The sequence below is a fragment of the Panacibacter microcysteis genome (assembly GCF_015831355.1).
GTDB classification, from domain to species: Bacteria; Bacteroidota; Bacteroidia; order Chitinophagales; family Chitinophagaceae; genus Panacibacter; species Panacibacter microcysteis.
Map to the genome: position 1 here is coordinate 1,304,819 of NZ_JADWYR010000002.1, position 23,752 is coordinate 1,328,570.

Below are 23,752 nucleotides of genomic sequence, written 5' to 3' on the forward strand. Positions count from 1 at the left end.
GCCTGAATAAAACAAGTAGAAACATCTTTTATATAAAATTGGCAACCCGGCTAATATGTCTGCCCAAACCAAACAAACCATCTACACACTAAGCAGGTACGGCATAGCTGTTGTATGGCTTATCAATGGCCTGTTTTGCAAAGTGTTTAATCTTGTACCAAGACATCAGCAAATTGTGGAACGCATCCTAAATCTTACTAACGGCTTAGTAATCACAAAACTGATAGGCATAGCGGAAATTGTGATGTTTATATGGATCATCTCCGGCGTCTTTAAAAAACTAAATGCTTTAACGCAAATCGCGGTAATTGTTACAATGAACATACTGGAGTTCCACCTTGCAAAAGATCTTTTGCTATGGCAGGAATATAATCTCTTATTTGCACTTGTTTTTTCCTGTTTTATAGCTTATACAGCATTCATTTTATATAAAAAACCTGATTGCAATGTTACCCTTTCTTAAAAATCATCCGTTCGCAGTGGAGGCTTACTTCACCAAATCAATCGTAATAACATTTGCTGTTCCAAAAGAAGATATTATACACCTGATTCCTGAATGTGTTACTCCGGATACCTACAACAACAAATGGGCATTTGTGGCAATAGCATTTGTACAAACCAAAGGTTTGCGACCTAAAGGCTTTCCGGCATTCTCAGGCAACAGTTTTTTCCTGGCAGGCTTCAGGATATTTGTAAGATATACCAATTCAAAAGGTAAGACATTGCGTGGGCTTTACATTCTTCAATCGCAAACAGATAAATACCTGATGCAATTGCTGGGCAATACATTTACACATTATAACTATACAACTGCTGATTTTAAATTAACAGAAAAAGATGATTTCATTTCTGTTACGTCTTGTAAAGCCGGTATTGATGTAACAGTGCAAACAACGGCAGGTCATTTGCCTCATTCGTCTCCTTTCACCGACTGGAATGTTGCAAGAAAATTTGCAGGACCATTACCTTATACGTTTAGTTATAACACCAAAAATAAAGAAGTCACCATTGTAAAAGGTGTCAGAGATAACTGGAAGCCACAGCCACTTCAGGTATCAAACTGTAAAGTAAAGTTTATGGAAAATCATGTTTTCAGAAATGCAGTATTGTCCAATGCTTTTATCTTAAAAGATATACCATACGAATGGGAAAAAGGAGTGGTAGAATTATGGAAACAATAAGGAAGCCATTACAGGGAATCGGTAATATCATCAGGTTTAACTGGCCATTCTACCTGTTGTCACTACTTATATTTTTAATACTGATGCTGTTTGCTTTCACAGCGGTTAATCCAATCAGGTTTTGGTTATTTTTTACTTGCACGTGTATATCCGGCGTCACGCTGCTTTCAATTATTATTTCGGCATATATCTACGACTTTTCCGGTCTGTACAGGATGCGTTGGCTGACTGACATGATAGACAAAGAAGCTGCAACTGCAGTAAATGTTCATGCAGGTTTTGATGAAACATCTGAAATACTTCAAAAGAAATATCATTTTAGAAATTTGCTGGTTTTTGACTTCTACAACAGCCGGAACCATACCGAACCATCTATAAAACTGGCCAGGAAATTATATAAACCTGTAACCGGTGCAGTAAAAATTGCAACAGATCATTTACCATTGGCAAACGATACCGCAGATATGGTATTTGTAATGTTTGCCGCCCATGAAATAAGGAACGTTGAAGAGAGAATTATTTTCTTTAAAGAGTTACAAAGAATCATCTCATCCAAAGGAAAAATTGTTGTTACAGAACATCTGCGGGATATTCCAAACTTTATTGCATACACAGTTGGTTTCTTTCATTTTTACAGCCGGAATAACTGGTTAAAAACCTTTGCAGCGGCTAACCTTTCTGTTGCGGCTACTATAAAAATAACGCCCTTTATTAAAACCTTCATACTTCAAAAACATGGAACTGCATCTTAAAATTATTGGTGCCATGATGATTGTCCTGGCATTGATACATCTTGTTTTTCCCGTTTATTTTAAATGGAAAACGGAGTTTACAACGTTGAGCCTTATAAACCGCCAGGTAATGTATGTGCACACTTTCTTTATTGCTCTTACTGTATTGCTGATGGGTCTGCTGTGCTTAACCTGCGGGTATGAGCTGACGCATACTGCATTTGGCAAAAAGATAACCGGCGGCTTACTGATATTCTGGTTTATAAGGCTCATCTGCCAGTTTTTTATTTATTCACCGGCGTTATGGAGATGTAAGAAATTCGAAACCATCATCCACATAATATTCTCAATGTTCTGGATCTATGTATGCATTGTTTTTACACTTGCCTACCAAACTGCATAAACGCGTTTATGAAACTTAATAACCCCAAACTTGTTGTATTGTTGCAAAAAGCCTGCAGTGCAGAAAAGACCGCTGCATTTAAACAAGCTGATTAATATTGCAGGAAGTAAGCGCCACGCTGCATATGGTTGTTGCAGTACAAGAGTGCGACGCAACCAAAGCCTTATAGTAGCAATGCAGACCGGCCCATCATTTTCTTTATACATGCCACTCGCTGTACACTGGCTTCTTTCACTGTTTTTCTAACCGTCAGGTCTTCACATGTTGGCTTCATAATAATCCCACATTTGCCGGAATACTTTTTCCTTCAGCTGCTTTGCTGTAAGATTTTTGCTTTCAACAGGCGGTAAAAAATGCATCTGCATTTTATGTGCCTCGAGATAAAATATTTTACCCGGCGGCAATACCTTCCGGGTATTGAAAAGCAAAGCAGGCATAATAGGTTTACCGGTGTCTGTGGCCAGTTTAAAAGCGCCATCGTAGAACGATTTCAGGGGGTCGCTGGTGCGGTTGCGTGTACCTTCAGGATAAATAACCATATCGAGCCCTGTACTTAAAACCCACTTCATTTTTTTAAAACTGTCTCTGCGGCTTTGCTCACTTTTGCGGTTTACAAGAATACTGCCGGCGGCATATATCCAGCCAAAAACGGGGATGAATGCAAAAGTTGTTTTGGCAATCGTTTTATTGGCCTGTGGCATAAACGGCGTGGTAATGGGTATATCCATCAGGCTGTTGTGGTTGCATGTTACAATGTAATTCTCCCCGGGTTTATAATAGTGTGTGCCTGTAACCTTCAGCGGGCAGCCGATGAGGTTAAGAAAAAAAGTCATCCATGTTCTCGATACGAGCCTGTGCCATTTAGATGCAACGGGTTCTTTTAACAGGTAACAAACCAGGTAAAATGGTAATGCTATAAACATGGTGGGCACAAAAAGGATCAATGCCCATAGTGCCCAAAGCCTGCCAAGTATTTCACGAAAGATTTTCATTGCTGCAAATATATTCTCAAAACAATATGTGGCGGGCTGCAACACAAAGAAGAATAATCATGTACCCGGCAGTTGTATGTTATGGCATCTTCGTTGCGTCGCACTCTTGTACAATTGAAGCTTTGTGCAGCATGTGCGAAGACCAGGCAAAGCAACAACCACGCCGCCCCACAAAAAAAAGGAGCCGACGATACAGCTCCTTTTGCTACCTGTATTTATCCAAAAAAATCGCCGATGCATCAATTTTGCATAAACTTCAGCGATGTTCTGATGCCATCTTCTGTTATCACACTGATAACGATTATACCTTTCGGACTGTTCTCAGGTATATCCCACATATTATCTCCTTCATTGGCAAAAGTTATACCGCTGCTGATCGGCCTGCCCTGTATATCAGCAAAAACTACCTGTACTTTTTGTGCCTTGCCGCCATTACTAAACATGATATAGCCGTTGCCAGCATGGCTGTACAAGCTGAGCTTATAATCAGTTTTGGCAGGTTTTGCGATTGCTATTTCGTCGCTGTAAGAAATAGCACCGGCGTTGTCTGTTATTTTAATTCTGTACCATGCTTTTTTATCGAATGAAAAATCAGTAAAGCTGTAATCGCCGCCACCTCTTGAAAGCAGTGTGCCGGCAACTTTATAGTTGATGTTGTCTGAACTTTTTTCAATGGTATAACTATGAATGTTTTTTTCCCGGTCGGTATTCCATTTTACAACCGCACTGTTAGCATCAAGGTTTCCGGAAAGATTATTGAGTGATATTGCTGCTGCTACAGCCGCGGTTTCCGTTATGGTAAGTATGGTGTTTAATGGCTGATCGCCGGATGTGCTGCCATTACCATTAACAAGATTGCCTGCAGTGTAAAATTTTACGGAGCCTGTTCCTTTTACAGGCGCAGTCCATGGAATCTTTATTTGTGCTGTTGTCAACGTTGTTGATTGCTCTACATAGTTGTGGCCTGACTTAAGCGTGTTGTGTGTATTGGCAGGCAATGTACCCCATTTATTAATGTTTGCATTTGCAAGTGTAGCAGCGGTTGTCTGAAAAGCATACTTTGGTGTTGCGGTAGCTGTTTTAGTAAAAAGGATTTTGAAGGTGTACTTTTTGCCGGGCACATATTTGCCGGTTACCTTGTTGGCACTATCCAGCAACTGCGTTTTGATAGTGCCACCGAAATTGCCACCACTGTGGCATTTGGAACAGGTTTGATTACTGTTGAAAGGTGCGCCGGTTACGGTCTGCCCGTTTTTTGCAGGACCGCTTTTGTAACTTAAAAGCGTTAAACACAAAAGTGTACCAAGCAAAGAAAGCACGATGATACTTTTTCTCTGCCTGTAAATCAATGAGCGTGTCTGGTGTACTTTACTAAACATAACGATGTATTTAGGATGAAGAAATGACACTGCCATGTGTGCAACAATAAACACCGGATAGTGCACGCATTTAAGACAAAACATGACTACCCGTGCTATATGCACAGCCGCAATAAATAGTATGCAACAAAAGTTTATTGCAGTACAACTGCAAAGGAATTAAGAGGTCAGCGGAAAAGCCGCTGGTGAAGTTTTTGGGGGTTATGACGCACCAACCATACTGCTCAACGGGGATTTAGCCGAATACTTTTAACTGGTATCAAGGCTTACAAAATGCAGGTAGTATATATATTGACAGAAGCGACTAAAAATGGTGCCACCGGTTTTAAAGAAATACAAATAATTGCTGAACGGGAAAATATGAACGCCAAACAAAATAACTGTAGCTGGCGAAGAATGGTTTCTCTTAATCATAAAAGTGGCCGGCTTTTCTTTATGGTGTTACACCCGGCGCTGCTGCATATGGCGATACAGTACAAGTGTGCGACGCAACGAAAGCCTGATGCCTGTTCTTCAGCCTGGCTCAAACTCATCGCAGTTTGCATCAGCAACGTGTGATAGTTACATGGTTTGTTAAGCTTAAAAGCTACGATGCACACTTGACTGCGATTCCTTACATTTGTCGTCCTTGAATTTTAAAGCATGAGCGAAGAGAAATCATTGAATTTTATTGAAGAGATCATAGAAGAAGATCTGAAGAACGGTAAATACAAATCGATCGTAACCCGTTTTCCACCAGAGCCAAATGGCTACCTGCATCTTGGGCATGCCTCCAGCATATGCCTCAATTTTGGGCTTACCAAAAAATTTGCCGGCTATACCAACCTGCGTTTTGATGATACCAATCCTGTAACGGAAGAAACAGAATATGTAGAAAGCATCAAGGAAGATGTGAAATGGCTGGGATTTGAATGGAAGCATGAGTTGTATGCATCTGACTATTTTGACACACTGTACGAATATGCGTTGAAATTGATTGGTAAAGGTCTTGCCTATGTGGATGATTCCACATCGGAAGAAATTGCAGCCATGAAAGGAACACCTGTTGAGGCGGGCAAAGAAAGTCCTTACCGCAACAGAAGCATTGAGGAAAACCTCGAACTTTTTAAACAGATGAAAGCCGGTGCTTTTGCTGATGGCACGAGGACTTTACGTGCCAGGATTGATATGGCAAGTACAAATATGCTGATGCGTGATCCTGTTTTGTACCGTATAAAACATGCGCATCATCATCGCACCGGGGACAAATGGTGCATTTACCCGATGTATGACATGGCGCATGGCCAAAGTGACTCAATAGAGCATGTAACGCATTCTATTTGCACATTAGAATTTGTGCCGCATCGGGAGCTATATGACTGGCTGATTGAACACCTTGAGATTTATCCTTCGCATCAATATGAGTTTGCCCGCCGCAACATCAATTATACTGTAACCAGTAAAAGGAAGTTACTGCAACTGGTAAATGAAAAGCATGTTACCGGCTGGGATGACCCCCGCATGCCAACGATCAGTGGCCTGAGACGAAGGGGCTACACGCCTGGAAGCATCAGGGATTTTTGTGACCGCATTGGTGTGGCTAAAAGGGAAAACATGGTGGATGTAGGTCTGCTGGAATTTTGTGTAAGGGAAGACCTGAATAAGATTGCCCAGCGAAGAATGGTGGTATTTGAACCTTTAAAGATTATCATTACTGATTACCCGGAAGGAAAAACGGAACTGGTACAGAGTGAAGATAATCCTGAAGCCGGGGAAAAAACCTACAGGGATGTACCTTTTAGCAGGGAACTTTATATTGAACAGGAAGACTTTATGGAAAACCCGCCTAAAAAGTTTTTCAGGCTGGCACCCGGGCAGATGGTGCGTTTGAAAAGCGCCTACATTATTAAGTGCGATGAAGTTGTAAAAGATGAGGCTGGTACTATTACGGCGCTTAAATGCTCTCATGTTGCCAATAGTAAAACAGGCGAAGAAAATGCCGGAATGAAAGTAAAGGGCACGTTGCATTGGGTAAGTGTACAGCACGCGGTACCGGTGGAGATCAGGTTGTATGACAGGCTGTTTAAGGTAGAAGACCCATCGTCTGAAGAAGGCGATTTTAAAGATTACATAAATCCTGGTTCGCTGCAGGTGATTAAATCAGCATTTGCAGAACCGGCTTTGAAAAATGCGAAGTTTGATGAACACTACCAGTTTTTGCGGAAGGGTTATTTCAATCTTGACAAAGACACGAGTGAAGAAGGGCTGGTCTTTAACAGGACTGTTACTTTAAAAGACACATGGGCGAAAGAAACCAGGAAAGATTAAAAGCTAATAAATAAGCATTAAGAAGCCGTAGAGACCCTGCGGCTTTTTTGTTTATGGCCTGGGATTTGGTGTTTTTTTAGACCAGAAAAGGCAAAAGCCGTCGATAAATGCAGTCCGAATTTTTCGGATTTTATTTTGAGACAAAATATCCCAATAAGACACATAATAAATAAAAAAGCCTTTTACGGACTGTTTGAAATAGTTAGAAATAAAATAATAAAATATTGATTATCAATATATTGATAATGATATTAACAGTAAATAACCAGAATAATTAAATAAATTTAATCACACAAAAGACATTTTTTAATCAAATAAAGGCGTTAAACATTCGAAGACAAATTAACTTTGCTTCATCCAATATCAAAACCCCCAAAAAAATGAGAAGACCTTTACAAACACAGAACAACTCAAACCAGCAACCGGGATTATTTCAATCCGGGTTTCTGCAAAACATGGTTCTTGCATTTGGATGATTGTCATTAAAGAGATCAAACACCAACAAAACTCTTTATTACAAAAAAAGAAAGCTTTTTAATTGGCTCGGAAATGAGTAGCAGGAATCGGAACAGCAACAATGTGTTCCTGGTTCAATGAAGTAAAATCCATTTAAAAAAATCCAAAAAATCCAAAATCTTAGAACATGAAAAACCTCTACATCAATGCCCTCATGGCATTATGCAGTATTGTTACGCTTACAACACAAGCGCAAACAGATACAACACACTACAAGTACGGTATCTGGCAGACTTTCGGAGAAGCAGCCTCCACTTCTCTTTATCCCGAAATACAGGGCAGACTTGCGAATTTCAGGTGGGCTGATATTGAACCAAGCCCAAATGTATGGAACTGGGCCGCTTTTGATGATGAAATGGCCAGCAAAGCCAAAGACGGGCTTCCTTTTATTTTTCTCATGTATACAAAAGAAGATGCACCTGATTGGTTATACAGCAATGGTGTACCAAAAGTTACAGAGAAAGATGTAAACGGTACTGTAATCGGGTATTCTCCATACTATATGGATGCTGACTATAAATCATTCTTTAAGAGGATGATAACCAAGGTACATGAGCACATCGAAACACTCCCTGCTAATGTACGCAGCAATATCATCGGCGTGCAGCCCTGCTTTGGCAGCACCGGCGATTATATTAGCTACAAAGGTGAGGTAGCATCGCAATATGCATTGTCTGATGCACAGTTCTACCAGTTGTTCCAGGAGTTTACCCTGTATTATTGGGACGAATATAAGTATACCAGCCCCAAGATCTACATTCTCAGCAACCCTAAAAATAATGGCGAAGAGCAGACTTTCTGGTTAATGGCAAATTGTCCCGGCGGCTGGATAAAAACAGGCACACTGGGTAAGGGCTACCAGTTAAATTATGAAACTGATAAGGCTGCATGGTTATATGGCCTGCTGAATAATCCTAACAATTCGCAAATGATGCGTGCCAGATCAGAATTCCTGGGCAGCATGTTAAGTGCAAAATGGTGGCTCTCTCAGCCATACAAAAACATGTTTGCAATTATGGCTTATGGTATTCATTGGGGTCTTGACTGGAACAACCAGAATATTGACAAGATCCAGGATCACAACTATGATCCATCTTTTACGCTCTTCAACAAATACGCAGGTTATAAAGATGCCGCAACAAGCAGCAATGCCATGTGTATGCTTAAAGATGTGATTGATGCCGCAGATGGCGTAAGGTTTCCTGCATCTCAGTATGGTACCGTTGCTTTAACAAATTCAAGGTTTAATAACGTACTTGCACCGTTTGTACCTTATGGTGCAAAGCTGGAAGATATGGGCTCAGCAATGGGTGGTGAAATGGAAAACATTGCAGCAAACGGAACAAACGATGTGGGCTGGAAACTATTCCCGGGCAATTACGAAAAATTCATTCACCAGATCAACGCTAACGAAACAAGCGCCGGTTACTGGAATGTTGCTTCAGCAGAACCAAATACATCTTATGGTCGTTTTGCAAGGGGCTTTGATCTTGCAAAAGGTAAAGACGCCCTCTATTTTGACGTAGAAGACGCCTTCTTACACAATGCTGCTTTAGACGGCGCTTACCCTGTTATTATAGAGGTAACTTATCTCGACAAGGGCAACGGTAAATTCCAGTTGTTCTACGATGGTAAAACAGGTACAGTGCCATCATCCATGTCTATTAACTGCACCAATACAAACAAATGGAAAACAGTTGCAATAACTTTAAATGATGCGTATTTCGGAAACCGTGCTGCAAACGGCGCAGACTTCTTCATTAAAAATACCGGTTCAGAAAATGTAATATTTCAGATCGTTGAATTATCCCGTTCAGGCAATGGTGTTACAGGCAGCACACTTTCATACTCAAATGCTTTAATCTTTGATACAATTTGTATCACCTCTACGCCTGATCCGCTGGCTGTAAGCATTACTGGTCTTTACCTTGACAACAGCAACGTAGTGGTAGGCCCGCTGAAAGGCTTCAGCTTCGCTACTGCAAGAGATGGTATATACAGTGATTCAATCATCATCAGCCAGGGCGCTAAATTCACACAGTCGTTGTATGTGAAGTTCAGACCAGACGCCCCCGGTTCTTACTCTGGCAACATTCCTGTGTATGGTGGCGGTGCATCAAAAATCAGTTTACCCGTTAGTGCAGCAGCCATGAACAGTGCACCGGATGTTACAGGTTCAACCGTTAACAATGTAACATGCTACAACAGCAAAAATGGTTCGATCGATTTGAAACCGGCAGGTGGCCAGGGACCATTCACTTATAGCTGGGTTAGCAGCGCTACAAATTTCAAGTCTACTGCAGAAGATATCAATGCACTGGTTCCTTCTACTTATACAGTAAACATCAACGCTGCATACGGCTGTAAAACAACTGCAAGCTTCACTGTTACACAGCCTGAGGTATTGATAACATCAGTATCTGCAGATCCTATGCAGTGTAAAGGCGGCACAACCAATGTATATGTAACTGCAACAGGCGGCACAATGCCTTACACAGGTACCGGAACATTTGTGAAAAGCTCAGGCTTTATTACTTACACTGTTACCGATAAAAACGGTTGTACAGACAACCAGGGTTTCTCTGCTCCTAATGGCACAGGTACCGCTCCTGAAAAACCAGGTACTATCCTCAGCCCTGATGCAGACATTACAGGTGTGTGCGGACCTGGCACATATACTTTCTCTGTAAATGCTGTGAAGAATGCTACGTCTTATGTGTGGACATTGCCCGCAAAAGCAACGATCGCTTCTACCAGCATCGATGGCAGAACGTTAACACTTAACGCACAGTCTGGCTTCAATGGTGGTTCTCTGCAGGTTGCAGCAGGCAACACTTGCGGCACCAGCAGAAATTCTTCCAAAACATTGAAAGTTGCGCCACAAAATCCTGGCGGCATCGTAGGACCGCAGAAAGTGAAGTCCGGCCAGGCAGGTCTTGTGTACACAACATCAGCAGTTAGCGGTCTTACCTACAAATGGACCGTGCCAAGCGGTGCCAAAATTACTTCTGGTCAAAACACACCGTCCATCACAGTTACATGGGGTTCAAGAGATGGTAGCGTAAAAGTTACTGCCAACAACAAATGCGAAAGTTCAGGTAATACAATACTGAACATCACCGTAGGCACAACTACAACCACAAGTACTAAAACAACCACAGAAACAGCCACGGTTACGGCTTCACCAAACCCTGCGAGAAGCGTTACTTACCTTTCATTCGATGCAGATGTAGATTACCGCTACACAATCGAGATCACTGACATGTCTGGTAAAACAGTTATCCGCAAGTCTGGCGTTGCTAACCAGGGCAACAATAAGATACCGGTTAATGTGTCTTCATTAACAGATGGTCTCTACAACGTAACAATCATCAATAACGATAACGGAGAAAAGCTTTCAACAAAACTGGTCAAAGGATAACCGGATGTTAAGCACTATGTATAACCCGCTATGCTTTTGCATGGGCGGGTTTTTTATTTGGCACCACCTTGCCCCTGCAGCCATGAAAAACTACAGTTGAACGGATTGCGACGCAACAGGTGATGCCACAACGTACAAAAGCCGGTATCCTTAATTGCTTTTTTACCAGCAGCACAGCATTGCTCATCGCCTGTTGTGTCACTCACTTCAGGGTTCCCTTTTTATGGCATCTGAAGGTTCCGGCGCAGCCAAACAACTGCATATCATATCGTTAAACGGTACAACCTTTGAAGAGCAGGAAAAATAAAGTAGTTTTGTAAGGTATCAGTGCATTTATAACTATTCTTTTGCAATATTCGGAATGTGGTGTGCATTATACAATTTACTAACTACATAGTGCGATGAAACAGTACCGTCTTTTACGCGACAACAAAGAATCGGGCCCATACGCTGCCGAAGAACTCATACAAATGGGTTTAAAGAAATACGACCTTGTTTGGGTAGATGGCAGAAGTGCTGCATGGCGCTACCCCAGCGAAATAGAGGTATTAAAACCTTATGCGCCGCCCGTAGACGAGCAGCCATTTGACAGGTTTTATAAAAGAAATACAACTGCCGCCACACAGGTGCTACAACAAACTGTGGTGCAGGCGCCACCAATGGAAACGGAGGCCCCCGTGCCGGTTACCAGGAAGGAAAAGCCGCGTATAAGAATAACCGCAGATTCCCGGCGTATTGAAACAGTGACCACCACAGTACCTGTAACCACTACACCACAACAATTAATAGACAATTACAGGCCACCTGTATCTTTTGTGGAGAATAATGTTACGCCCAAAGTAAATACAGAACAGGTAAAACATACCCAAACGGTGGCGTCTCCGGCATCGTGGGAGAATATGTGGATGGACTGGGAGCAGGAAAAAAAGGCTGTATCTTCTGCTGCCGTGTCTTACAAGACCGTTAACGACCGCATAAAGTCAATGGGCGAAGAAGAAGTGCTGGAAACAAAATTTTCTCAGTCGCTGGAAGACATTGCCGGCAATTATGCTGACAGCCTGCTGGCAAGAAAGAAAGCATCGTCAGGTTTTGAAAAATATAAATCGCATCTCACGGCTGCGGTATTATTACTGGCTATTATGGCGGCGGGTATGTGGGTGGATCTTACCTGGAGCGATAAGACCAGTTTTGAAGAGGCCAACGCAAATTTGCAGCCGCAACAAGATATCCAGTTACTGCCGCAGGAAACTACTGATGAAAGCACTGCGGTTACAGCAAATGACAATAGCAATGTAAGCGATGAACAGGCTGATGCCGGAAAAAATGCCGAAACTGCAAATAAGCAGGTAGTGGTACCTGCTGTGATAAAATCTCCTGTTGCAAACCCTGCAACAACCAGACAAAAAATCGGTAACGCAAAACCTGTGACTGCACCGGTGCAAAAAGTACAGGCACAACAAAATGCAGTGGTACAACAGAAAAGCTACCAGCCTGCTGCAACAGATGTAAATGGTGCCCGCAATGCATCAAAGAGAGCGGAAACTACGTATGCACAACCACAGGACGAGCAAAAACCAACAGTGGTTGCACCGGAGGTAAAAAGACCTGTAAAAAAGGCAGTTTTGATTGATGATTATGTGGATGTTGAATCTTACCCCGTTGCATCAGGCGTACAATACAATGTATCCAATATCAGTGACGTTCCATTGGATCTTGTAATGCTCGACCTGCAATACTTTGATGCAAATAACAAGTTTATTAAAGGCGAAACACTTACCGTAAAGAACGTACAGCCTGGCGGCAATGTAAGGATCAATGCACCACAAAACCAGAAAGCAGCCGGTATCAAATACAAAGTTTCGATGATTACTTCCGAACAAAATGATCTGAATATAATAGCTGACTAAACAGCACTTCGTCTTGCTGAAAAATGATAAAAGCCTTTTCTAAAAAAGGCTTTTATTTTTGCCACTATTTTTCAAGGGTACCAACATCTCTTTTATGGCTGAAATAAAACACATCGTTCTTTTTGGTGCGGGCAAATCTGCTACTGTGCTTATCGACTATCTAAAAAAACTTGCTACCGGGAATATCTGGAAGGTTACAGTAGCAGACAGCAACCTTGCCGTTGTGGAAGCCAAAGTTGGTAAACACGAGCTTGTAAAGGCTGCACAGGTAAACATAGAGAACGAAACCCAGCGCCGGGCGCTGGTTACTGAAGCAGATATTGTAATATCAATGATGCCGCCAAACCTGCATTACCTGTTGGCGCTTGACTGCATTGACCTTGGCAAACACCTTTTGACAGCATCTTATGTAAGTGAATCCATTAACGCGTTGCATGAGCAAATAGCGGCTAAAGGTCTTTTATTTCTTTGCGAGATGGGGCTCGATCCTGGTATCGATCATATGAGTGCCATGCAGCTTTTCCATCGCATACAACAACAGGGTGGAAAAATTACTTCGTTTAAATCGCATTGCGGCGGACTGGTAGCACCGGAAAGTGATGACAATCCGTGGCACTATAAAATAAGCTGGAACCCAAGAAATGTGGTACTTGCCGGTAAAGCAGGGGCAGATTACAAGGTTAACGGCCGGGAAGTGCACCTGCCCTATACCGGTTTATTCGATACGGATAATATCATCGAAATTCCCGGGCACGGCATTTTTGCCTATTATGCCAACCGCGATTCACTGGCATACGAAAAACTTTACGGCCTGCAGGGTATTCAAACTCTTATGCGCACAACACTCAGGCATCCTGAGTTTAGCTTTGGCTGGAAAAATATCGTAGATCTGAAATTAACGGATGAAGAAAAAGTATACGAAACAGACGGCCTTAGTGTAGCCGGTTTTTTTAAAACACATTTTGAGAGAAATGGCTTTGGCGAATGGCTGAACAACATGCTTACCAGCCGCCTTGATTATGCTAAAACCATGATGGAAAAACTCATGCAACTCATGGATGCAGAAGAGCAGGCTATCGAAGCAGGCGAGCCGGCTGAAGAGGAAATCATGATGATTGATGAGAAAGGTGCACTCACTAGTCTCGATCTTGAAGAGATAAAAGATAAAGCTACCGAATCGGTAGCGGGTAAAATGCACGAAGCCAACCTCAGCATGAAGCAACTCTTTTTTCTCGGACTTGATGATGAAGAGACCTTGATCAACAAAGGGCTTTGTAGTGCTGCAGACGTTTTGCAGTTTATCCTTGAAAGCAAATGGGCATTGAAACCGGAAGATAAAGACATGATCGTAATGATGCACGAGATAGATTATGAGCTTAATGACAAAATGCATGCAATAAAAAGCAGTCTGGTACTAAAAGGTGAAGACAGTATACATACGGCAATGGCAAAAACAGTTGGTCTTCCTTTGGGTATCGCTGCCAAACTTATACTGGAAGGCAGGATCAAAGAAAAAGGATTACATATACCGGTAAGCCCGGAAATTTACGAGCCGGTTTTACAGGAATTACAACAACACGGTATTGTATTCAATGAAACGGAACACTAATAAAAAATACTCAACCCGGGCATGAACCGTTATCATATACCACTCAATGAAGCCATAACGGCATTGCAAAAAGAAACGGGCAAAAAGTTTGCTGTGCTTATGCAACACGGCACTATGAGTGTTGAGTACTTTGCGCCGTATAAAACAGACACACAAACGCCCCATACACAGGACGAGCTGTATATTATTGTTGCCGGTTCTGGAACATTTTTTAGAAATTGCGAACGCATTAAGTTCAGTAAAGGTGATGTCTTGTTTGTGCCAGCCGGCATGGAACACCGATTCGAAAACTTTACAGAAGATTTTGCCACCTGGGTAATCTTTTATGGCAGGCAGGGTGGTGAAGCAACCATTCTATAAAACCAACGCTATTTGCTTTTGTTCAATCACGGGTAAATCATTCTACCGCAAAGCCATTAGTTTTTCCTGTAATACCTTTACGCCTGTTGTAGCCGGCAGTTCAATAGCAGTAAGGTTTTGCGAAGAAGACAAGTAAGGTATTTTTTTATCTACAATAAATTTCGGTGCACGATCGGGTGCATAATGCACCAGACCAGCCGCAGGGTATACAACAAGCGAAGTACCCACCACCACAAATATTTCAGCCTCCGCGGTTATAGCCGCTGCAATCTCGATCATGGGCACAGGCTCTTCAAACCATACAATATGAGGTCGCATTTGTCCGCCATCTTCGTCAAGGTCACCACGCCTTATATCATTGCGTATTTCATATACCGGGCTCATTCTTTTTTCGCTGCGCATTTTAAATATTTCGCCGTGGAGGTGCAATACCTTAGTAGAGCCTGCACGCTCATGCAGGTCGTCGATGTTCTGTGTTATAATGTGCACGTCAAAATCATTTTCCAGCGCAGCAAGTCCAAGGTGGCCGGCATTAGGTTGCGCCTTTGCAACATCCCTCCTCCTGTAATTATAGAAGTCCAGCACCAGTTGCGGGTTACGTTTCCATGCCCGCGGTGTGGCCACATCTTCAATGTTATAGCCCTCCCACAAACCATCGCTGTCGCGAAAAGTTCTGAGGCCACTTTCTGCACTTATACCGGCACCCGTAAGCACCACCAGTTTCTTTTTAGACATGTAATAAAATTAAGCAGGCAAATCGTTAGAAAGGTAAAGGGTTGAAACTTTTTTGTGTGGGCTGCATTGCTACTATTAAGCGCCTGTTGTGTCACTCACTTGTGCGTTCGGATTAAGCGTCGGCACGTGTGCCACCTGCTTTTTCACTCGCAGTTTTTTCCAATATATAAATACTAACAGTCCGCCTGCTAACAGTGGCCATATTGAGACAAGAAACAACAATATACCGCTTACCAAACTACCTCCGTTTTTGAAAGCGTCTGCTATTTTCGACATAAATCCTGGTTGCAATGTCTGCTCATCAGCACCATTTAGAAATTGATAATAGCGCAGGTTGATCGTACTGTAAGATGAAGAATTGGTCAGGTAGCTAACTCTGCCGGTTGCAGACTCTATATCTTCCTGGATACCATTAATCTCTCGTTGAACTTCCAGAATATCTTTCATACTTTTTGATTGCTTCAGTAGTTCGATATACCGGGCCCTTATTTCCTTCTTCGCTTCTATTCTGGCCCTGGTATCAACTACCTGCCCTGTAACATCTTCTGTGGAAACTGTTTTTTCCAATACTTTAATGCCATCACCTGATAAGGAATTCATTAAATCATCAAACTTATCTACAGGAACTTTTACTGACAAAATATTTGCAATTTGATCGTCAGATTGAGTTTGCTGTTCCTGCGCTACGTATGCTCCATAGCTCTTGAGTTTGTTATGCAAGGCTGCATTATAAGCGTTATAGTCTTTCAGTTCAAGTGTAACGTGTGCATTCTTGATAATCTTCTTATCCCAATCTATCAGCGGATTTCCAGATTGCAAAACCTCTCTACCATCATTAATATTCATAGTGGGAATAACAGTTGTATCTGCTGATACCGTACCCGGCGCTGCAAGTTCTTTATTACCTCTATCTGACTGAATAAGATCCGAAGTCATTTCTTGTTCATTGCGGGTACAAGACATAGCGATAGCGGCTACGCAAAATGCATAGAAAAATTGCTTCTTCATAATTTAGTTTTTTGTTTTAGATGCGGGAAAGTTTAGATTGCACAAACAGGTAAGCGTTATTCTATACCTGCTTCGCGAGATAGCTTAATTTTTTGAAAATAAGTTGTTGGATAAAATAATCAGAAAGACAAGCTTGTTTGTATTGATTCTTTATGGTTGACTTTTGTAACCACGTACTAACGTTAAAAGAAAGCAAAAGAAAACCAACAGAAATCGCAGGCCTGAAGTTATTCAAGGCCGGTATAGCATGATAACAAAACAGGTACAGGCCTTATGACCTGTACCTGTTGAATGTTCTCTTTTTTCTTATATAATTATTTCATGCCGCCAAGTTCCATAATGATGTTCCATTCATCATCTGTAACAGGTTGTACACTTAATCTGCCGAGACGTACAAGGGCCATATCTTTTAAACGGGGATCTGCTTTCACCTGCTCAAGCGTTACAGGCTTTTTGATTTTTTTGTAGGGCTTTAAATCTACCACCACCCATGCATCTTCCTCTGTTGTGGGATCCTGGTAAGCTTCTTTTGAAACCTTTGCAATACCAACAATTGCAAGGCCTTCATTACTATGATAGAATAAAACCTCCTCTCCTTTCTTCATGGATCGAAGGTTATTGCGTGCTGCGTAGTTTCTTACACCATCCCAAAATGTTTGTTTATCTTTTTCAAACTGCTCCCAACTGTATTTGAATGGTTCACTTTTTACAAGCCAGTATGCCATAATGATGGTTGTGTTATTTGCTGAATAAAGATATACCGTACAAGTGTGCGACGCAACAGAAGCTGCATTATTTTTCTGCGGCCGGGTACCAAAAGAAAAACCCCCGCAATTTGCAGGGGCCTTCTTAATTTCTTACAGTAAGAACTAAGATTATTTGTATAGGTAGTTTAATGCAATAACATCGTTTGCATTGAAAGGACGGTCTGTACCATCTGTACATGCAAGCATCCAGCTATAAGGATCCTGAGGACCAGTTGGTGTACCAGGAATCCAGATGGCACCTACACCTGCTTTGCCTTCGTTGTAACGGATACCACCGCAGCTATATTTACGGTTTTTATAGTCTGTGTGACGGAAACCAATTGTATGACCAATTTCATGCGCTACAACTGTTGCAAGCCAGTTAACATCAGGATTTGAACCAAATGTACCAGGACGGTTGTTCAATGTAATTGGAGAAGCAGGATCGCCTGCTGTAGTTGGAAAACCGGAAGAACGGCCCAAAACGCCATCACCGCCTAAATCCGCACCAATTACAACGATGTTTCCACCGCTAGTGATGCGCTGGAATGTAAGACGTAAGCCTAATGCATTGTAACGCGCAATAGCTATATCTGTAGCCTGCGCCCAAATTGGCTCTAAACCTTCTACAGAGATAGTAATTGTTCTTGGCAGATTTTTCACCAGGTTAGTAGTGTGATACTGCTCTTCTTCGCCAACCCTTAAATCCGGACCGAGGTTCAGATTTTTAAGATCGTTCGTTGAAAGGAAGATATCGCCTTCTACTACATAACCACCATTTGCAGCAACTACGCCTTCTGTATTAAATCCTTTTGCAGCAATCTGTGCAATTACTTCAGAAGGAATCTGGTTTGCAGTTGCAGCAGGTGTTTTGTCTTGTTTCTGGCAGGAAAATAAAGCTGTGCTGAGTGCAGCACATGCTAAAGCAGATCTAACATTCATTTTCATAAGAATGAGAGTTTGTAATTAATGTTTTGTTTTTGGCTTATAAAACTGTAAGAATAAGTAAAGATGTTTCTATCGTGATTTTTTTGAAGGGGGTACGTTTTGTTTGTCAGACCAAAGGTGTGGAATAATGTTAATCAAACCAATTAATAATTAATTAACAAAACGCCAGGGGGAATAAATAAAATAAAAAAGCTACAGCCCTTTTACAGGCTGTAGCAAACAGATCTACAAGTATAGATAATTGAGTGCAATGATATCATTCACATTGAACGGACGGTCTGTGCCATCTGTACAGGCGAGCATCCAACTGCCTGGATCCTGTGGAGCTGTTGGTGTACCTGGAATCCAGATTGCGCCAACACCTGCATCACCCTCATTACGTGGGAAAGAGAAACCACAGCTATAGTTTCTGTTGGCATAGTCTGTATGGCGGAAACCAATTGTGTGGCCAATTTCATGTGCAACAATTGTTGTAAGCCACTGCACACTTGGGTTTGTACCAAAGGTACCTGCGCGGTTGTTGATGGTAATGGTGTCAGGAGTATCTCCGTTTACATCAGGAAAACCTGAAGAGCGGCCTAATACGCCACCACCACCAAGATCAGCACCAATCAGGTCAATGTCAGATTTTGCAATACCTGCAACTCTTTTAAATCTTAACCTCATGCCTAATGCGTTGTAACGTGCTACAGCACTGTCTAACGCTACTGTCCATACCGGATCAAGATTGCGCACAGAAATTTTAATAACACGTGGCAAACCTGTAATCAGATTTGTTGTGTGGTACTGCTCAACTTCTGCAATACGCATTTGTGTTTCAGTCAACGGTGTACGTGACAAATCTTTGTAAGATAAGAATACGTCACCTTCCACTACATAACCATCAGCCTGTGCAATAACACCGTCTGTGCTAAAGCCATGTGCCCTGATTTGATTCATTACATCGGAGGGGATTGATGAATCTGATTTTACTGCTGCATCTTTTTGGCAGGAGAATAATGCCGTGCTCAATGCAGCACAAGCCAGAACCGATTTCAAGATTTTCATGGAACTCGTTTTTTGGTGATTTGTTTTGGTTACAAAATATTAACAACGAGGGTAAATATATGTGTTTAATGTTTTTTTAAAAAAACACATTGAAGACCGGTTGTGATTTTTTAAACACCAACAGAAAAGAATTCAGACAAGCAATACAATCGTTAAAAAAAATAAAACAAAACCATTGCCTCATTGAGAAAAACCCGTGCAATAGTTTTCAAAAAAAATAAATTTTCAAAAAACAAAAAATAATAATGTAAGTTATCTCGTCAGATTAAACAAAGAGTCTACAAATTCATGCTTATCAAAAACGATGAGATCAGTTATTTTTTCTCCAACACCAATATACTTTACTGGAATGCTGAATTGATTGGCAATTGCAAGCACTACACCACCCTTGGCGGTGCCATCAAGCTTTGTAATAATCATGGCAGTCACATCTGTGGCTGCAGTAAAGTGTTTGGCCTGCTCTAATGCATTCTGGCCTGTAGAGCCGTCCAGTATCAGCAATACTTCGTGTGGTGCATCTGGTATAATTTTACTTATTGAGCGACGGATCTTTGTAAGCTCATCCATCAAATGAAGTTTGTTGTGTAAGCGCCCGGCGGTATCTATAATTACCACATCTGCATTCTTTGACACTGCACTTTGAACTGCATCAAAAGCCACTGCACTCGGGTCGCTGCCCATAGCCTGCTTTACGATCGGCACTCCTACCCTTTCGCTCCATATGGTAAGCTGGTCAACCGCCGCAGCACGAAATGTATCTGCAGCACCAAGCATTACAGATTTACCGGCCTGTTTATAATTGTATGCCAGCTTTCCAATTGTAGTGGTTTTACCAACACCATTTACCCCAACCACAAGAATTACATACGGCTTTTTACCTGCCGGTATATCAAAGTTTTTGTGCTTGTCATCAGAAGCATCTACAAGAACATTCTCTATTTCTTCCTGCAGCAGTTTATTCAGTTCGCCGGTACTCACGTATTTATCACGTGCCACGCGTTTTTCCACACGATCAATAATAGCCAGCGTGGTATCTATACCAACATCGGCTGTAACGAGTGCTTCTTCAAGATTGTCGAGCACTTCTTCATCTACGGTACTTTTACCTGCAATTGCTTTGGTTATCTTAGAAAGAAAACCCTCCTTGGTTTTTTGCAAACCTTCGTCTAAACTTTCCTTTTCCTTTTTGCCGAATAATTTTCCGAAAAAACTCATGCTGATTTATTTGGTGTGTAGGTGCAAATATATTTTTTATGAGCCCAACTGCAACAATTCTATTAGGCTTCCGTTGCGTCGCACACTTGTGCGTTCTGTTCTTCCTTCAACAAGGTGCGGTCCTGTTATCCTTTTCCGGGCATTCATTCATGCATAATGACATGAAATAATCATAGACCCGCAGCATAATTAATGTAGCCAAATACCATGCATAAAAGAAATATTAACTGGTAATACTAACATACAAATACAAAAAGCTGTTCCGTAAATACAGAACAGCTTTTCAGTTTCTTATTGTACATGCATTATTTACCAGCCAGGAAATCTTTCACTTTGTCTTTGTGAACGATTACTTCTTTAAAAGTATAAGCACCAGACTTTGAGCTGCGTACAGCCCGGATTACTTTGGTCCAGTTCTTTGCTTCTGCTGCTGCTTTAGCATCTTTAACCTTCGCGTTTTTTGAAGCTGCTTTTGCCATGACTATTTAATTTCTTTATGAACGGTAACTTTTTTCAAAATAGGATTGTACTTCTTCAACTCCAGTCTTTCGGGAGTATTCTTTTTGTTCTTTTTGGTGATGTAGCGGCTTGTGCCCGGTTGACCACTGGTTTTATGCTCGGTACATTCGAGAATAACCTGAACCCTGTTGCCTTTCTTTGCCATTGTATAAGCAATTTAACTATTAATACGATTATTAGATTTTAGCACCTGCTGCTCTCATTTCTTTTATTACAGTTGCAAGACCGTTTTTATTGATGGTTCTTAATGCATCTGTAGAAAGCTTCAATGTAACCCAGCGATCTTCTTCTGCAAAGTAGAAACGCTTCGTCTGTAAATTTGGTAAAAAACGACGCTTGGTCTTAATGTTTGAGTGAGAAACACTGTGACCGCCTATTGGCTTCTTACCTGTAACCTGACATACTCTTGCCATGACTGTAATTTTTTCGGACGGCAAAGGTCGGGAAAACCAACGAATTACCAAAACAATTAAAAGTTTTTTTACGTAAGTTCTTCACATCGTAGGGAAAAGTAAATTTCCAACACCTGAATTACTTAGTTACCCACATACTTCGAATCCAAAATGCCTGGTTTTCAATAAAAAAGCCTCTTTCGAGGCTTTAATCAGTTATTGCGGCATCTGGCCCGGCATTCTTCTTTCAGGCATAGGTGGTGCATCTTTTACATCAAGCACTTCTATATCAAAAATCAGGTTTGTATTGGGCAGTATCTCCGGCTGTCTTCCCTGTGGACCATAACCAAGGAATGATGGTATCAATATTTTTCCTGAACCACCTTTCCCGAAAAATGGCAACGCATCATGCCATCCCGGTATCACCATACTTTGTCCAACCACTACATCAATCGGGTCTGTATGTCCTTTGGATGAATCCATGTTTGTATCAAAGATTTTGCTGTTATCGCTCATCAGGTAACCCTTGTACTTAATGGAGGCCTGTTTGCCCGAATCAGCTTTTAAAGCTGCATCGCCGGCATTATCTACTACAACATAGGCGCCGTGCGGTGTCTTTTTTGCTTTATCCTTCAGGCCTTTACCTGCAATGTAATCTTCCACCTGTTTTGTCTGGCGGGCTTCTTCCAGTTTGGTTTCCTTTTCATAATCTGCCATCACATCTTTCTCTTCTTTGAAAACCCTGGTAACCTTAACCCTGTACTGGATATTGCTGCCTTTCACAAAAACAACACTGTCTGCAGGGTTGATAAGTCTTTTCGACTTAAGCGTATCAACACTTACGTTAATTACAGCACTGTCACCTTCGCGCAGTTTGGGTATGATCTCCATGAAAGACGCTTCTGCTCTTTTGCTGGTATCGCAAGGCAGGTAATTTGGAAAATCGGATTGTGGCGTAAGCACAGAATCTTCTTTCCCTGTTCTGTCAGTCAAAAATACCTGCACATTGCATTTTACGTAGTTGCCGGGTTTGGCAGAATCGCCACCTTTTCCCTCATAAATTTTGTACACAAGGCCAGATGCAGTTTTTTGATAATCCACACCGCATGAAGCCATAGCTATTGCTGCCGCAGCAACAAACATGATTTTTTTCATCTTATTGTAATTGTTGTTCGTATTCCTTAATAACAGTTTTAAATTTTTGTACGTTCTCTTCAAGGCTTTCACTGCTGCGCCCGCCTGCGGCATTCCGGTGACCACCACCCTCAAAATGCAGCCTGGCAAACACATTCACATCAAAGTCTCCTTTACTCCTGAAACTCCATTTCCGCTCTTCCGTTCTGTCGATTAACAGGGCACCGAGCTTTATGCCTTCCATTGTAAGGAGATAGTTTACCAGTCCTTCTGTATCGCCTGTTTTTATTTCATATTTAACGAGATCCTTTTTAGGAATGGCCATTACAGCGGCATTATACTCGTATAAAACCTCCAGCCTGTTTAAAAGCGCATTACCAATAAAGCGTAAACGGCTTTCAGAAAAGTTGTCGTAGATATGTTCGTATATCTCTGTATGATCTATGCCGGTTTCTTTCAATACGGCAATTACACGGTGAACCTCGGCCGTTGTGGAAGAAAAACGGAAAGATCCGGTATCTGTCATAATTCCTGTAAAAAGACAGGTAGCTATATCTTTATTGAGCAGTGTGCTGAATGGAGATGCATCAATAAAATCAAAAACCATCTCGCAGGTAGAACTTTTGTGTACATTACTGATGCCATAATCAAAAACCTCAACCTGTGGCTGCTGGTGATGGTCTATCAGCACTTTAAGGCAGGACGCTGCTGCAAGTACCGGTTCCAGGTTTTTGGTACGGTGCAGAATATTGAAATCGAGACAGAATAACACGTCTGCCTCGCTGATGATCTTTGATGCAAGTTCACGGTCATTCTCAAAATCCAGCACTTTATCGCAGCCCGGCATCCAGTCGAGGAAATTGGCCCAGTTGGTGGGAGATATAACCGTAACATGGTGGTTAAGCTGGCTCAAAAAATGATAAAGCCCCAGCGCTGCGCCCATTGCATCACCGTCTGGCTTCTGGTGCGTTGTTATTACAACCCGCTTTTGCTCTTCTAATAATGGATATACAAATTTTACCTCTTGCATAGGTGGCGGCAAAATTGCGGCTTTACCGTCATACAGTCAAAAGTATTTGCCGGCAACACGCCACACCCTTGTATTTTAAGGATTTTTTGAAAAAGGGTCAAATGCCGGGATTCGAAAGCGCGACGATAACCTGAACGCTACAGCTGAACTATGCACTGCTGTACAAGAGTGC

The 23,752-nt window shown here is 41.8% G+C and carries 22 protein-coding genes; 9 read left to right on the top strand and 13 right to left on the bottom strand.

Features of this window, described 5'->3' with window-relative positions; genetic code table 11:
* The first annotated feature begins 55 nt into the window (after positions 1–55).
* The 4 genes from I5907_RS17325 to I5907_RS17340 are packed head-to-tail and all read left to right on the top strand — an operon-like array spanning position 56 to position 2,315.
* The gene (locus tag I5907_RS17325) at positions 56–463 is read left to right on the top strand and encodes a DoxX-like family protein (RefSeq protein ID WP_196992058.1); all 408 of its coding nucleotides are present in this window, start codon (positions 56–58) and stop codon (positions 461–463) included.
* The gene (locus I5907_RS17330; protein WP_196992059.1) at positions 447–1,181 is read left to right on the top strand and encodes a DUF2071 domain-containing protein; all 735 of its coding nucleotides are present in this window, start codon (positions 447–449) and stop codon (positions 1,179–1,181) included. Before I5907_RS17325 ends, I5907_RS17330 begins: the two co-directional genes overlap by 17 nt.
* Positions 1,169–1,933, top strand: a complete 765-nt coding sequence (locus I5907_RS17335) for a methyltransferase domain-containing protein (protein WP_196992060.1) — start codon at positions 1,169–1,171, stop codon at positions 1,931–1,933. Before I5907_RS17330 ends, I5907_RS17335 begins: the two co-directional genes overlap by 13 nt.
* Positions 1,917–2,315 carry a hypothetical protein gene (locus I5907_RS17340; RefSeq protein ID WP_196992061.1) on the top strand — a complete coding sequence of 133 codons (399 nt, stop codon included), beginning with the start codon at positions 1,917–1,919 and terminating at the stop codon, positions 2,313–2,315. The genes I5907_RS17335 and I5907_RS17340 overlap by 17 nt, the downstream gene beginning before the upstream one ends.
* Positions 2,316–2,572: 257 nt before the next feature.
* Here the strand turns inward: I5907_RS17340 and I5907_RS17345 are convergent, their stop codons facing one another.
* Entirely contained in the window at positions 2,573–3,307 is a 735-nt protein-coding gene (locus I5907_RS17345) for a lysophospholipid acyltransferase family protein (protein WP_196992062.1), read from the bottom strand.
* Positions 3,308–3,546: 239 nt separating this feature from the next.
* Complete coding sequence (locus I5907_RS17350; RefSeq protein ID WP_196992063.1) at positions 3,547–4,686, bottom strand: choice-of-anchor V domain-containing protein; 1,140 nt, start codon at positions 4,684–4,686, stop codon at positions 3,547–3,549.
* Positions 4,687–5,328: 642 nt separating this feature from the next.
* Between I5907_RS17350 and I5907_RS17355 the strand changes: the two genes are divergently transcribed.
* The 5 genes from I5907_RS17355 to I5907_RS17375 all read left to right on the top strand — a co-directional run bounded on the left by I5907_RS17355 (position 5,329) and on the right by I5907_RS17375 (position 14,806).
* A complete protein-coding gene (locus tag I5907_RS17355; RefSeq protein WP_196992064.1) occupies positions 5,329–6,993 on the top strand; it encodes a glutamine--tRNA ligase/YqeY domain fusion protein in 1,665 nt (554 codons plus the stop codon).
* A gap of 643 nt (positions 6,994–7,636) precedes the next feature.
* Positions 7,637–10,930, top strand: coding sequence for a T9SS type A sorting domain-containing protein (locus I5907_RS17360; protein ID WP_196992065.1), 3,294 nt, complete (start codon positions 7,637–7,639; stop codon positions 10,928–10,930).
* Between the two features lie 401 nt (positions 10,931–11,331).
* A complete protein-coding gene (locus I5907_RS17365) occupies positions 11,332–12,837 on the top strand; it encodes a hypothetical protein (protein WP_196992066.1) in 1,506 nt (501 codons plus the stop codon).
* Positions 12,838–12,931: 94 nt separating this feature from the next.
* The gene (locus tag I5907_RS17370; RefSeq protein WP_196992067.1) at positions 12,932–14,446 is read left to right on the top strand and encodes a saccharopine dehydrogenase C-terminal domain-containing protein; all 1,515 of its coding nucleotides are present in this window, start codon (positions 12,932–12,934) and stop codon (positions 14,444–14,446) included.
* A gap of 21 nt (positions 14,447–14,467) precedes the next feature.
* Complete coding sequence (locus I5907_RS17375; protein WP_196992068.1) at positions 14,468–14,806, top strand: cupin domain-containing protein; 339 nt, start codon at positions 14,468–14,470, stop codon at positions 14,804–14,806.
* Between the two features lie 42 nt (positions 14,807–14,848).
* Here I5907_RS17375 and I5907_RS17380 read toward each other — a convergent pair whose 3' ends face one another.
* From I5907_RS17380 to I5907_RS17430, 11 genes are all read right to left on the bottom strand, one after another.
* A complete protein-coding gene (locus tag I5907_RS17380) occupies positions 14,849–15,541 on the bottom strand; it encodes an SIR2 family NAD-dependent protein deacylase (RefSeq protein ID WP_196992069.1) in 693 nt (230 codons plus the stop codon).
* A 75-nt stretch (positions 15,542–15,616) separates the two neighbouring features.
* Positions 15,617–16,549, bottom strand: a complete 933-nt coding sequence (locus I5907_RS17385; RefSeq protein WP_196992070.1) for a DUF4349 domain-containing protein — start codon at positions 16,547–16,549, stop codon at positions 15,617–15,619.
* Positions 16,550–16,863: 314 nt separating this feature from the next.
* Positions 16,864–17,274, bottom strand: a complete 411-nt coding sequence (locus I5907_RS17390) for an EVE domain-containing protein (protein WP_196992071.1) — start codon at positions 17,272–17,274, stop codon at positions 16,864–16,866.
* Positions 17,275–17,424: 150 nt separating this feature from the next.
* On the bottom strand, positions 17,425–18,243 hold the full coding sequence (locus tag I5907_RS17395; RefSeq protein WP_196992072.1) for a M57 family metalloprotease: 819 nt from the start codon (positions 18,241–18,243) through the stop codon (positions 17,425–17,427).
* A gap of 225 nt (positions 18,244–18,468) precedes the next feature.
* On the bottom strand, positions 18,469–19,290 hold the full coding sequence (locus tag I5907_RS17400; RefSeq protein ID WP_196992073.1) for a M57 family metalloprotease: 822 nt from the start codon (positions 19,288–19,290) through the stop codon (positions 18,469–18,471).
* Between the two features lie 252 nt (positions 19,291–19,542).
* A complete protein-coding gene (gene ftsY / locus I5907_RS17405; protein WP_196992074.1) occupies positions 19,543–20,505 on the bottom strand; it encodes a signal recognition particle-docking protein FtsY in 963 nt (320 codons plus the stop codon).
* Between the two features lie 305 nt (positions 20,506–20,810).
* Entirely contained in the window at positions 20,811–20,984 is a 174-nt protein-coding gene (locus tag I5907_RS17410) for a DUF4295 domain-containing protein (RefSeq protein WP_196992075.1), read from the bottom strand.
* A gap of 2 nt (positions 20,985–20,986) precedes the next feature.
* A complete protein-coding gene (rpmG, locus tag I5907_RS17415; RefSeq protein ID WP_147187708.1) occupies positions 20,987–21,169 on the bottom strand; it encodes a 50S ribosomal protein L33 in 183 nt (60 codons plus the stop codon).
* Between the two features lie 31 nt (positions 21,170–21,200).
* On the bottom strand, positions 21,201–21,437 hold the full coding sequence (gene rpmB / locus I5907_RS17420) for a 50S ribosomal protein L28 (RefSeq protein WP_196992076.1): 237 nt from the start codon (positions 21,435–21,437) through the stop codon (positions 21,201–21,203).
* A 195-nt stretch (positions 21,438–21,632) separates the two neighbouring features.
* On the bottom strand, positions 21,633–22,571 hold the full coding sequence (locus I5907_RS17425; RefSeq protein ID WP_196992077.1) for an FKBP-type peptidyl-prolyl cis-trans isomerase: 939 nt from the start codon (positions 22,569–22,571) through the stop codon (positions 21,633–21,635).
* 1 nt (position 22,572) lies between these two features.
* Positions 22,573–23,580 (bottom strand): DHH family phosphoesterase, encoded by a 1,008-nt coding sequence (locus I5907_RS17430; protein ID WP_196992078.1) that lies wholly within the window; start codon positions 23,578–23,580, stop codon positions 22,573–22,575.
* Between the last annotated feature and the right edge of the window lie 172 nt (positions 23,581–23,752).